The sequence below is a fragment of the Corallococcus terminator genome (genome assembly GCF_003611635.1).
Classification (GTDB): domain Bacteria; phylum Myxococcota; class Myxococcia; order Myxococcales; family Myxococcaceae; genus Corallococcus; species Corallococcus terminator.
The window spans coordinates 22,534-36,351 of sequence record NZ_RAVZ01000058.1 but is presented as its reverse complement, the minus strand read 5'-3'; the positions used below and the strand labels follow the sequence as shown (position 1 = coordinate 36,351).

The window sequence follows — 13,818 nt, the reverse complement described above, 5'->3', positions numbered from 1 at the left end:
GGCCCTGCCCGCGCCGGAAGCCTCGCAGTTCGGTGTGAGCACCTACGTGGCGCCGGAGACACCGACGGAAATCGCCCTCGCTGCGCTGTGGAGTGAAGTGTTGCGCGTGCCCGCCGTGGGCCGTCACGACAACTTCTTCGAGCTGGGCGGACACTCGCTGCTGGCCACGCAGGTGGTGGCTCGGGTACGTGCCCGCTTCGGTGTGGAACTGCCCGTCCGGGCCCTGTTCGAAGCGCCCACCGTGGCGGCGCTCGCGCTGCGACTGCCGGACGCGCCGACGGCCACCGTGCTGCCGCCGCTCGTCCCGGCCACGACGCCCGGACCGCATCCGCTGTCCTTCGCTCAGCAGCGGTTGTGGTTCATCGATCAGTTGGACCCGGGCAGCGCGCTGTACAACATGCCCACCGCGCTGCGCCTGTCGGGCACGGTGGATGTGCCGCACCTGCAGCGGGCCTTCGACGCGCTGGTCCAACGGCATGAGCCCCTGCGCACCTCGTTCGAGTCCCACGACGGTGAGCCCCTCCAGCGCATCCACCCCGCCCCGGCGCAAAGCCTGTTCGTGGTGGACCTCACCTCGCTGCCTCAGGACGCGCGCGAGGCCGAGGTGCTCCGGCTCGCGAGCGAGAACGCCCTGCGTCCCTTCGACCTGGCTGCGGGACCGCTGGTGCGGCTCACCCTGCTGAAGCTCGATGCGAGCGAGCACGTGCTGCTTCTGTGCCTCCACCACGCCATTGGCGATGGTTGGTCCATCGGCGTTCTCGTGCGTGAAGTCGTCGCCCTCTACGAGGCCTTCCGTCAGGGGCTGCCGTCTCCGCTGCCTCCGCTGCCGGTTCAGTACGCGGACTTCTCCGTGTGGCAGCGCTCCTGGCTTCAGGGCGATGCGCTGGAGGCGCAGCTTGGCTGGTGGAAGCAGCAACTCGCCGGTGCGCCGCAAGCGCTGGCCCTGCCCACCGACAAGCCTCGCCCCCCGCGCCGCTCCGCCCGGGGCGCCATGCTCCCGGTGAGCATCCCCTCGGCCTTGAGCGAGGCGGTGGAGGTACTGGCCCAGCGCGAGGGCGCCACGCCCTTCATGGTGCTGCTGTCGGCCTTCCAGACACTGCTGTACCGGTACTCTGGGCAGGACGACCTCCTGGTGGGCACGTCCATCGCGGGCCGGCGTCACGCGGAGACGGAGGGCCTCATCGGCTTCTTCGTCAACACGCTGGTGCTGCGCGCCCGCTTCGACGCTCGGCCCTCGTTCCGTCAGGTGCTGGCGCAGGTGCGCACCAACACGCTGGGCGCGTACGAGCACCAGGACATCCCGTTCGAGCGGCTGGTGGAAGCACTCCAGCCCGCGAGAGACTTGTCGCGCACGCCGCTCATCCAGACCCTCTTCGTCCTTCAGAACACGCCGGATTCGGACGCGCGCCTGCCAGAGCTCACGCTGCGGCCGGTGAAGGTGGAGGCGAACGCGACGAAGTTCGACCTGGAGTTGAGCCTGGGCCGCACGGCCGGGGGCTTCGAGGGGGCGCTCTTCTACAGCACGGACCTCTTCGAGGCGGCCACGGCCCGGAGGCTGACGGAGCACCTGGTGCAGTTGCTGGAAGGCGCCGTCACGCAACCGGACGCTGGCGTGGAGACGCTGCCCCTGCTGTCGGCGGATGAGCGCCAGTGGGTGCTGGAGGAGTGGAGCGGCGAGACGGCCGACTTCCCGGCCGACGTGCCCTTCCATACGCGCTTCGAGCAGCAGGTGACGCGCACGCCCAAGGCTCCGGCCCTGGTGATGGGAGAGACGACGGTGTCCTTCCATCAACTCAACGTGCGCGCCAACCAACTGGCCCACTACCTGCGCACGTTGGGCGTAGGCCCCGACGTGCCGGTAGCGTTCAGCCTGGAGCGCTCGCCGGAGGCGATTGTCGCACTGCTGGGCATCCTGAAGGCGGGCGGCGCCTACGTGCCGCTGGACCCGTCAGCCCCCGAAGCACGCAAGGACTTCATCCTGGAGAACAGCGGGGCCACCGTGCTCCTCACCACCCAGGCTTTGGCCGGAGCGTGGCAGCCGGCGGTGCGTCACCTGGTGCGCCTCGACACGGAGGCCCGACGCATCGACGCGCTGTCTCCAGGCAACCCGCGCGTGGAGGTGCGGCCGGAGAACGTGGCGTACGTCCTCTACACCTCTGGCTCCACGGGCATGCCCAAGGGGGTGATGGTGCAGCACCGCTCCATCGTCCACCTGCACCGCGCCATGGCGGATGTGCCCCTGGCCTCGGTGCCGCGCGTCCTGAGAGCCAGCCTCAACGCGCCGCTCAACTTCGACATCTCCGTGGGACAGATGTTGCTGCTGCTCGACGGTCACTGCCTGTGCCTCCTCAAAGAGGAAGTGCGCCAGGATCCGGAGCGGATGCTGGCGTGGATGGAGCAGCACCGCGTGGACGTGCTGGACTGCACGCCGTCGCAGCTCAAGTCCCTGCTGGAGGCCGGCCTGCTGGAGCGCACCTACGTGCCAGAGACGCTCCTCATCGCCGGTGAGGCGGTGGATGAAGTCACGTGGCGTACCCTGGCCGCGACGAAGCGCACGCGGGCCTACAACCTGTACGGCCCCACTGAGGGCACGGTGTACGCGACGTGGTGGTGCATCCAGGACGCGACGCAGCCGGTGCCCGTCATTGGCCGGCCGCTCGTCAACATGGGCGCCTTCGTGCTCGACGCGAGCTTGCAGCCGGTGGCCGTGGGCGTGCCCGGAGAGCTCTTCATCTCCGGCGAGGGACTCGCACGTGGCTACCGCGCCCGGGCGGACCTCACGGCGGAGCGCTTCATCCCGCATCCGTTCAGCACGCAGCCCGGAGCACGGCTGTACCGCACGGGAGACCGGGCCCGGTGGCGGCAGGACGGGACGCTGGACTTCATGGGCCGCCTGGACTTCCAGGTGAAGCTGCGCGGCTACCGCATCGAGCTGGGTGAGATTGAAGCCGCCCTGCGCACCTCCCCGGGCCTCCGGGACGCGGTGGCCCTCGTCCGCGAGGACGTGCCGGGCCTGCCGCGCCTCGTGGCCTACGTGGCCCCCGCCGTGGACACCGCTTCTCTGCGAGGCCACCTGCTGCGCACCCTGCCGGACTACATGGTGCCGTCCGCCTTCGTCGCGCTGGCGGCCCTGCCGCTCAACGCCAACGGCAAGGTGGACCGCAAGGCCCTGCCCGCTCCCTCCACCGACACCCCATCGTCGGGCCCGCTGGTGGGACCACGCGACGCGAATGAGGAACTGCTCGCGCGGCTTTGGGCCCAGGCCCTGGGCTTGTCCGCCGTGGATGTGCGCACCAGTCTCTTCGAGCTGGGCGGCCATTCGCTCCTCGCGGTGAGACTCATCGCGGCGGTGAACCGCGAGACGGGCCGCCGCCTCCCGCTGTCGGCGCTCTTCCAGGCCCCCAGCGTGGAACAGTTCGCGCGGTGGATGAGCGAGACGGAGGACACCCGGCCCTTCACGCCGTTGGTGCCCTTCGCGAAGCAAGGCCCGGGCACCGCCCCGCCCTTCTTCTGCGTCCACCCCGTGGGCGGCAACGTGCTCGCCTACGCGGAGCTCGCGCGACAGTTGGGACCGGATCAGCCCTTCTACGGCCTCCAGGCCCGAGGCCTGGATGGCACGAGCGCCCCCGCAGGCACCGTGGAGGAGATGGCCACCGACTACGTGCGGGAGCTGCGCAAGGTGCAGCCTTCCGGGCCCTACCACCTGGGCGGCTGGTCGTTGGGCGGCGTTATCGCCTACGAGATGGCGCACCAGCTCCGCGCGGCGGGCGAGGAGGTGGCGCTGCTCGCGCTCATCGACTCGTACGTCCCGGAGATGGTGGCGGCTTCCGAGCAGGCCCTGGATAGAACAGTGGCCGTGGGCCTGTTCGCGCAGGACTTGATGGGCGTGTCCCTGGCGGACCTGCCGCTGGACACGGCGGAGCTGGCGACGCTGGAGCCCGAAGCGGCGCTCACCCGGGTGCTGGAGTCCGCGGTGCGTGCCGGAGCACTCCCTCCTGGCATGGACAGCGCGAACCCGCTCGCCCTCTTCCGCGTCTTCGAGGCCAACCTCGAAGCGGCTCGGCGCTACCACCCGCCCGCGATGGAGCAGCGGGTGCTGCGAGTGCAGGCGGAGGAGCTCGCGGACACGGGGCCGAGCGACGGCGGCTGGGCCGCGCTCGTGGGTGAGCGGCTGGAGTCGCACCGCCTGCCTGGCAACCACTACACGCTGTTGCGCGAGCCCACCGTGCGGACCGTGGCGGAGCTGTTGAAGAAGGCCCTCCGCGAACCAGGCAAGCGCTGACAGCGCATGAGCCCGCTCCCTCTGCATTGGGGAGCGGGCCTCACGTGGGCCGAGGGATCGTCGAGCAACACCTTCACCCTGCGTGACACGCGTGGGCCTGCCTCACGGCACCGGCGGGCTTCCGGATGCGCGGTTGTGTTGAAACAACAGAACTTCCTGATCTGGCTGAAATGATTTTCGGCTGTGACGAATCTTCCGCCTCACCGTCGCTCGCGGAGCGATGGGGCTGGAGACAACAGGTACGTATCAACAAGCATTGGCACCGTGAGTGCCTGAGGCACACGCGGAAGGGCTGCTAAGAAGTGTCAGCGTTTTTCGACACTTCGGATGGCTCCCCGTGCCTGATTTTTCGCGAACCCTTCCTGGCGTCTTGTTGAACCTCGCGGCGGGCCCCTCCGCCCACGCTCCGCTCTACACCTTCCTCGGAGAAGAGGCCGGTGAGGAGACGGTGCTCAGCGCGTTCGAACTGGAGGTCCGCGCACGACGCATCGCCGCGGCGTTGCAGGCACGCGGCGCGGTGGGCGAGCGCGTGCTGCTGCTGTATCCGCCGGGGCTCGACTACATCGCGGGCTTCTTCGGCTGTCTGTACGCGGGCGCGGTGGCGGTGCCGGCCTATCCGCCGGATCCGATGCGGCTGGAGCGCACCCTGCCCCGCTTGAGGGCCATCATCCAGGACGCGCAGGCGTCGGTGGTGCTCACCACGTCGGGCATCCTGGAGCTGTCGGACTTCGTCTTCGAGCAGGCGCCGGACTTCCGCGCGCTGCACTGGATGGCGACGGACACGCTGCCGGAAGGCGGCGAGCGGGACTGGCGCACGCCGGAGGTGGACGCGCAGTCGCTCGCGTTCCTTCAGTACACGTCCGGGAGCACGGGCACGCCCAAGGGGGTGATGCTCACGCACGCGAACCTGCTGCACAACCTGGGGCTCATCCACCACGCGTTCCAGGCGCGCGCGGACAGCGTGGGCGTCATCTGGCTGCCGCCGTACCACGACATGGGCCTCATCGGAGGCATCCTGGAGCCCCTGCACGGAGGCTTTCCGGTGGCGCTGATGTCGCCCATGGCCTTCCTCAAGCGGCCCATGGCGTGGCTGGAGGCGGTGTCGCGCTTCGGGGGCACCATCAGCGGCGGACCCAACTTCGCGTTCGACCTGTGCGTGCGAAAGAGCACGCCCGCGCAGCGACGGGCGCTGGACCTGAGCCGCTGGGAGGTCGCGTTCTGCGGCGCGGAGCCCATCCGTCCGGAGACGTTGGATCGCTTCGTGGAGGCGTTCGGGCCGAGCGGCTTCCGGCGCGAGGCGTTCTATCCCTGCTACGGCCTGGCGGAAGGCACGCTCATCGTCTCCGGAGGCGAGAAGTCGGCCCCGCCGGTGTCGGTGACGATCTCCGGAAGCGCGCTGGAGCATCACCGCGCGGAGGAAGCGGGCACGGACGCACCGGGCGCGAGGACGCTGGTGGGCTGCGGCCGGACGCTGTTGGAGCAGCGGATCGCCATCGTGGATCCGGACACGCTGGAGCGGCGCGCACCGGGCGAAGTGGGCGAGGTGTGGGTGACGGGCGCGAGTGTGGCGCGGGGTTACTGGGGTCGCGAGGACGCGACGCGCGAGACGTTCCAGGCGCGCATCGCGCACGAGGACTCCGGGCCGTTCCTTCGCACGGGCGACCTGGGCTTCCTGCGGCCCGAGGGTGAGCTGTACGTCACCGGGCGTCGCAAGGACCTCATCATCCTCAGGGGTCGCAACCACTACCCGCAGGACCTGGAGATGACGGTGGAGGCGGCGCACCCGGCGCTGCGGCCCGGCGGGAGCGCGGTGTTCTCCGTGGACGTGGGCGGTGAGGAGCGCGCGGTCGTCGTGCAGGAGATCGACGTGCGCCGGCTGGAGAGTCTGCGCCAGCAGTTCGAGGCGGTGGACGCGGCGCTCGGCGCCATCCGTCAGCGGCTGGCGGAGTCGCACGAGGTGCAGGCGCACGCGGTGATGCTCATCGAGCCGGGCAGCCTGCCCAAGACCTCCAGCGGCAAGGTGCAGCGGTACGCGTGCCGCACGGGCTTCCTCACGGGGACGTTGCAGGAGGTGAGGAAGTGGCAGGAGGCCCCTGGAGCCTCGTCGGTCCCAGGCTCGGAGGAAATCGGGGCGTCGGTGGGTTCGTCGTCCGGTACGGGCACGGCCGCCGCCGCATCGCTCAAGCATGACGTGGCAGTGACGGGCCCTGCGTCCGGCACGGTCTCAGCCCAGGCGGCGGTGTTCGGCACGGACGCGACGGGGCCGGTCTCGGAGCAGGAACTGGTGACGTGGCTGCGCGGCGTGGTCGCCCGGCACGTGCGCATGGTCCCCGAGGACATCGATGTCTCGGCCCCGGTGACGCGCTACGGACTGGACTCCCTGGGCGCGGTGGAGCTGGCGCACGCGGTGTCCACGGGCACGGGGCTGAGCGTCCCCATGGAGTGGCTCCTCCAGGGCCCCAGCATCACGTCCCTGGCGCAGCGGCTGCGGACCCTCCGGGAGGAAGCGGGCCTGGTACCTGGCGCGCCTCGCCGCCGCGACGTGCAAGGCGAACGCGCGGTGTCCTTCGCCCAGACGGGACTGTGGTTCCTGGACAAGTACGCCCCGGGGGATGCGACCTACAACCTGCCCGCGGCGGTCCGGTTGGAGGGCGCGCTGGATGTGGCCGCGCTGGAGGGCAGCCTCGCGGCGCTCGCGGCCCGACATGAATCCCTGCGGACCTCCTTCCGGGAGGTGCGGGGACGGCCGTCGCAGGTCATCGCTCCGGACCCGACGTTGCCGCTCGCACGCGTGTCGCTGGAATCGCTGCCGGCCGGAGCCCGCGAGGCCGAAGCCTCCCGCCTCGCGAACGAGGAGGCCCGCCGCCCGTTCCAACTGGCGCGAGGACCGCTGGTGCGCGCCACGCTCCTCACGCTGGACGCACGCACGCACGTGCTGGTGCTGGTCATGCACCACACCGTGTCGGACGGCACCTCCATGGCGGTGCTGGTGCGCGAGCTGTCCGCGCTCTACGCGGCACGGCTCGAAGGTCGGCCGTCTCCCCTGCCCGCGCTGCCGCTGGGCTACGCCGACTATGCGGACTGGCAGCGGGAATGGCTGGACGGGGCCCGCCTGGAGTCCCAGTTGGACTACTGGCGCCAGCAGCTTTCCGGAGCCCCCCGCCTGCTGGAGCTGGCCACGGACCGGCCGCGTCCGGCGGCGCGCGGGACGACGGGCGCGCGGGTGCCCGTGGTGCTGGAGGCTGGACTCTCGGCCTCGGTGCGGACGCTGGCGGTGCGCGAGGGCGCGACGCCCTTCATGGTGCTGCTCGCGGCCTTCCAGACGGTGCTCGCGCGCCGCTCGGGACAGGACGACATCAGCGTGGGCACGGCCATCGCGGGCCGGGGCCGTCCGGAGCTCCAGGGACTGGTGGGCTTCTTCGTCAACGCCCTGGTGATGCGCACCCGGCTGTCCGGGGAGCCCACCTTCCGGGAGCTGCTGGGCCGGGTGCGGGACACGGCGCTGGGCGCGTATGCGCACCAGGAGGTGCCGTTCGAGAAGGTCGTGGAGGCCCTCAAGCCTCCGCGCGATCGCGGGCACACGCCGCTGTTCCAGGTGATGTTCAACCTCCAGGGTGCGCAGGTGGATGCGCCCACGCTGCCGGGCCTCCAGTCGCGCCTGCTGGACGTGCACACCGGCACGGCCATGTTCGACCTGACGCTGTCCCTGGCTGAATCGGCGCGGGGCTTCGAGGGCTGGCTGGAGTACGCCACCGACCTGTTCGACGCGGACACCGCGACCCGGCTCGCAGGGCACCTGCGCGTGCTGCTGGAGGCCGCGGTCGACGCACCGGACGCGCCGCTCTTCCGTCTGCCGTGGCTCACGTCCGATGAGCGCCAGCAGGTGCTCGTCGCGTGGAATGACACCGCCCGCCCCTATCCCTCCGACAGCACCGTCGCGGCAGCATTCGCGCTCCAGGCTGCGCGGACGCCCGATGCCGTCGCGGTGGAGTCCGAGGACGAACGGTTGACGTACGCGCAGCTCGACGCGCGGGCCAACCAGCTCGCGCATGTCCTCCGGGCCCACGGCGTGGGACCGGACGTGCCGGTGGCGCTGTGCCTGGAGCGCTCGGTGGGCTTCGTCGTCGCGGTGCTCGCCATCGTCAAGGCAGGCGGGGCCTACGTGCCGCTGGATGCGTCCTATCCCGCGCAGCGGCTGGGCTTCATGTTGGAGGACGCCCGACCGCACCTGCTGTTCACCACGCGTGAGCTGCGCGCACGGCTGCAACTGCCTGATGCGTCCCTGCCGTGCCTCTTCGTGGAGGACCTGTCACTCGAAGGTCAGCCCCACACCGCGCCCGCGGTCGACGTGGGACCGCGCCAGCTTGCGTACGTCATCTTCACCTCTGGCAGCAGTGGGCGCCCCAAGGGCGTGGGCGTCGAACAACGCGGCCTGCTGCGCCTCGTGCATGCGTCGCCGTACTCCCGCTATGGCACGCGCGACACGGGGCTGCTCTTCGCGCCGGTGTCGTTCGACGGCTCCGTGCTGGAGCTGTGGACCCCGCTGCTTCACGGCGGCCGGCTCGTCATCTTCCCCGGCCACGTGCCCGCGGGGGACATGGACACGCTCGCCCGCGTGGTGGAGCGCCACGGCGTCACCTTCGCCCACCTGCCGTCCGGGCTCTTCTCGCAGTTGATGGAGCACCGGCCGGACATCCTCGGGCGGCTGCGCGAGCTGCACGCGGGCGGCGACATCGTCTCCGTGCCGCACGTGCGCAAGGCGGTGGAGACGCTGGGACGGCCCTTCACCAACGCGTACGGCCCCACGGAGTGCTCCGTGGTTGCCACCACCTTCACGGTGGAGCGGCCGGACCAGGTGGGTGCTTCGGTGCCCATCGGGGCGCCGCTCGCCAACACGACGGTGTACGTGCTGGACGCGCGGTTGGAGCCGGTGCCCGTGGGCGTGCCGGGCGAGCTGTTCCTCGGCGGTGATGGCGTGGCCCGAGGCTACGTGTCGCGGCCGGACCTGACGGCGGAGCGCTTCGTGCCGGACGCGAACAGTGCGCTGCCGGGGGCTCGGCTGTACCGCACGGGCGATCGGGTCCGCTGGCTTCCCACCGGGGTGCTGGAGTTCCTCGGTCGCATCGACAACCAGGTGAAGGTGCGCGGCTTCCGCATCGAGTTGGCGGAGGTGGAGGCCGCGCTGCGCGAGCAGCCCGAGGTGCAGGAGGTCGCGGCGGTGGTGCGCGAGGACGTGCCCGGAGACAAGCGGCTCGTCGTCTACGCGATGCCTCGTGCAGGCCACACGCTGGAGACCGCGCGGATGCGCGAGGCGCTGCGGCAGCGGCTGCCGGAGTACATGGTGCCGTCGGTGTTCGTGACGCTGCCCACCCTGCCCCTGAATCCCAGCGGCAAGGTGGACCGCAAGGCCCTGCCCGCGCCGGACGCCGCGTCCACCGGGCGGCAGGACCGCTTCGTGGAGCCCACCCATCCGCTGGAGCAGCGCATCGCCCCGGTGTGGGCCCGTGAGCTGTCCACCGACCGGGTGGGCGTGCACGACCACCTCTTCGATGACCTGGGCGGCACATCGCTGTCCGTGGTGCGCATCGCCGCGCGGCTGAGCGAGGAGCTCCAGCGCGACGTGCCCGTGGTGTGGCTGTTCGAACACCCCACGGTGGAGGCGCTCGCCCAGCGCCTGGAGCGCGAATCCCAGGGCGCGGTGGCCCCCGCGACAGCTCACCGCCCGCGCGGGGCACCGCAGGCCAGCGCCTCCGGTGCCATCGCCATCATCGGCATGGCGGGCCGCTTCCCCGGCGCGCGCACGGTGGCGGAGTTCTGGAGCAACCTGCGCGGGGGCGTGGAGTCCATCTCGCGCTTCTCTCCTGAGGAGCTGGAGCACATGCCCGGCCTGCCCGAAGGGCTGGAGCTGTGGCACCACCCGGCGTTCGTCCCGGCCGCCGGCATCCTGGAGGGCGTGGAGCAGTTCGACCATGCCTTCTTCAACATGTCGCTGCGCGAGGCCCAGTTCACGGACCCGCAGCAGCGGCTGTTCCTCCAGACGGCGTGGACCGCGCTGGAGGACGCGGGCGTGGATCCGGAGCGCTTCCCCGGTGCCATCTCGCTGTACGCGGGGGCCTCCGGTTCTGGTTACTCGGAGGCCGTGCGTCAGGCGATGCCGCTGGATGCGGCATCCTTCCTGGAGTTGCAGGGCACCGCCACGCACGAGAGCCTGGCGACGAAGACGTCCTTCAAGCTGGGGCTGACGGGTGAGAGCACGCTGCTCTACACCGCGTGCTCCACCGGCCTCGTCGCGGTGCACCTGGCCTGCAAGAGCCTCCGAGGGGGCGAATCCGACGTGGCGCTCGCGGGCGCGACGCGGCTGGCGGTGCCGCAGCGCACGGGCTACGTGCACCAGGAAGGGCTCATCTTCTCCCCGGATGGCCACTGCCGCGCGTTCGACGCGAAGGCCAAGGGCACGCTGTCAGGCAATGGCGTGGGTGCGGTGGTGCTCAAGCGCCTGGAGGATGCGGTCCGGGATGGCGACGCCATCTACGCCGTCATCCGAGGCTCGGCCCTCAACAACGACGGTCTGCACAAGTCCGGCTTCACCGCGCCCAGCGTGCAGGGACAGGCCGCCGTGGTGACGCAGGCCCTGACCAACGCGGGCGTTTCACCGAAGGCCATCGGCTACGTGGAGGCCCACGGCACCGCGACCACCCTGGGCGACCCGATTGAAGTGGCGGCCCTGACGCGCGCCTACGGCCTGGGGCCCGAGCACCAGGGCACCATCGCGCTGGCGTCGCTGAAGACGAACATCGGCCACCTGGACACGGCCGCGGGTCTGGCGGGCCTGATGAAGGCCGCGCTCTCGCTGCACCACGGAGAGATCCCGCCCAGCCTCCACTTCGAACAGCCCAACCCGCAGATCGACTTCGCGGCGGGTCCGTTCTTCGTCAACACCGCCCTGCGGCCGTGGCCCCGGGGCGCGACGCCCCGCTTCGCCGCGGTCAGCTCCTTCGGCATTGGCGGCACCAACGCCCACGCCGTCCTTGGGGAAGCCCCCTTGCGGCGGAGCGGTGCGACCTCGCGTTCCCACCAGCTCGTCCTGCTGTCCGCGCGCACGCCCGAGGCGCTGGAGGCGGCGGCGCGCCAGTTGGAGGCGCATGTGCTCGCGGGCATGGAAGGCCAGTCCCTGGCGGACCTGGCCTTCACGCACGCGGTGGGCCGCAAGGTCTTCGAATTCCGCCGCGCGCTGGTGGCGAAGGACGCGGAGGATCTGGCCCGGCAACTGCGCAAGCCGGCGGCGTCGGTGAAGGGCGCACCGCGTGCGCCTCGCGTGGCGTTCGTGTTCTCCGGTCAGGGCGCGCAGCAGGTCGCCATGGGCCGCGAGCTGGCGTCCGCCTCGCCGCTGTTCCGAGCGCACCTGGAGGCGTGCCTCGCGCTCTTGGAGGCACCTCTGCGCGCGCGGGTGTCGAACCTGCTGGCCCCCGCGACGGGTGCGGAGGCGGAGGCCACGGCGGCGCTTGCGGACACGCGCGTAGCGTTGCCCGCGCTGTTCAGCGTGCAGGTGTCCCTGGCGTGGCTGTGGCGGGACCTGGGCGTGACACCGCACGCGGTGTTGGGGCACAGCTTCGGGGAGTACGCGGCGGCGTGCGTCGCGGGCGTGCTGTCCCTGGAGGATGCGATGCGCCTCGCGGTCGCGCGGGGCGAACGGATGCACCACCTGCCTCCGGGCGCGATGCTCGCGGTGGCCCTGCCCCAGGAGCAGGTGCTGCCCCTGCTGTCGGAGCGGCTGTCGATCGCGGCGGTCAACGCGCCGGACCGGTGCGTGGTGTCCGGGCCGGTGGACGAGGTGGAGCGGCTGGAGGCGGAGCTGCGCCAGCGCAAGGCGGGGGCGGTGCGCATGCCCGCGCCGCATGCGTTCCACTCGGCGGACGTGGAGCCGCTGATGCCGGAGCTGGCGCGGGTGGTGGCTTCCCTGCGCCGCTCGGAGCCGGCGGTGCGGTACGTGTCCGGTCTCACAGGCACGCTGGCGCAGCCCGGGCAACTGACGGATCCCGACTACTGGGCGCAGCAGATGCGCCAGCCGGTGCGCTTCAGCGACGCGGTGGGCGCGCTCCAGGAAGAGGGCTGCGCCGTGCTCCTGGAAGTGGGTCCCGGTCAGGACCTGACACCGCTGGTCCGCTCGAACCTGGCCAGGGACAGCGACCGCGTTCGTGCGCTGGCCTCGCTGCGCCGAGGCGGGCAGACGACGGAGACGCAGTCCTGGCTCCAGGCCATGGGCGAGCTGTGGAGCGCGGGCGTCCTCGTGGACTGGAGCGCGTTCTACGCGCACGAGCAGCGACTGCGGCTGCGCCTGCCGACGTACGTGTTCCAGGAGAAGGCCGCATGGGTGGAGTCGCGCGCCCGCGCTCTGCCCTCCCAGTTCATGGCCCCGGGACAGCGAGCCCTCCAGTCGCCGGTTCCGGGTGTGGACGCGACGGCCCACGCGGCTGTCACCGCATCCGATGCAGGCGTGTCGCAATCGCTGTCCCCCGTGCAAACGGGCAGCGCCGCGCCCTCCGGCGGGCGTCCCCTGCTGCCGGGCCTCACCACGCACACGACCTCCTCCGCCTTGGTCTCCGTCCCTGTTCCCGCGGGCCGTGAGGATGCTCCGCGCGGAGAGCTGGAAGAACGCGTGGCCGCGCTGTGGCGTGAGCGCCTGGGCATGGACTTCGTCGGCCGCGACGACAACTTCCTCGAAATCGGCGGCAACTCGCTGACGGCCGCCCAGCTCCTCAACCAGCTACGGGACACGTTCGGCGTCCAACTCCCGCTCGCCGCGCTCTTCGAGGCCCCCACCGTCGCCGGCATCGCCCTGCGCCTGGAGTCGCTGCTGCTTCAGGCCCCGCAGGCTCCCGTCTCGGCGGAGCTGCCCCTGGTGCGCCGTTCGCGCACGGAGACCCTGCCCCTGTCCTTCGTGCAGGAGCGCGTCTGGCGGCTGGAGCAGCACCTGCCCGGCCTGTCCGCGTACACCATCCCGTTCGTGCTGCGGCTCGAAGGCGTCGTGGACGCCGACGTGCTGGAGCGCGGCATCCAGGAGATCGTCCAGCGCCACGAGGCCTTGCGCACCACATACGACGTGGTGGACGGCCGCCCGGTGCAGCGCTTCCACGCCACGATGCGCGTCCCGCTCACGCGCGTGGACCTCCAGGGCCCGCCGGAGACCCGCGAGGCCGAGGCCCTTCGCTTCGCCCGCGAGGACGCCGCCGCGCCGTACGACCTGGTGCACGGCCCGGTGATGCGCACCGCGCTCGTGCGCCTGGATGCCCGGCAGCACCTGCTGGTGGCCGGTATCCACCACATCGTCTGCGACACGCTGTCCATCGCGCTCTTCGTCCAGGAGTTGGGCCAGCTCTACGACGCCTTCATCGAAGGCCGTCCGTCTCCCCTGGCGCCCCTGCCCCTCCAGTACGCGGACTTCGGTGCCTGGCAGCGCCAGAGCATCGCCGAAGCGCGCCTGCCCGAGCAGGAGCAGTGGTGGCGTCAGCGACTGGCCGCCATGCCGCGGCAGCTCG

2 protein-coding genes (1 of these 2 only partly in view) are annotated in these 13,818 nt (G+C 71.4%); both read left to right on the top strand.

Annotation, left to right across the window (positions count from 1 at the left end; translation table 11 throughout):
* A partial coding sequence (locus D7V88_RS11320; RefSeq protein ID WP_147448689.1) for a non-ribosomal peptide synthetase occupies window positions 1–4,282 on the top strand: 4,282 nt, incomplete at its 5' end.
* Window positions 4,283–4,619: 337 nt separating this feature from the next.
* Window positions 4,620–13,818, top strand: the 5' end (the start) of a protein-coding gene (locus D7V88_RS11315) for a non-ribosomal peptide synthase/polyketide synthase (RefSeq protein WP_120540641.1). It continues 21,473 nt past the right edge of the window; only the first 9,199 of its 30,672 coding nucleotides appear in the window; it begins with the start codon at window positions 4,620–4,622; its stop codon lies off the right edge, out of view.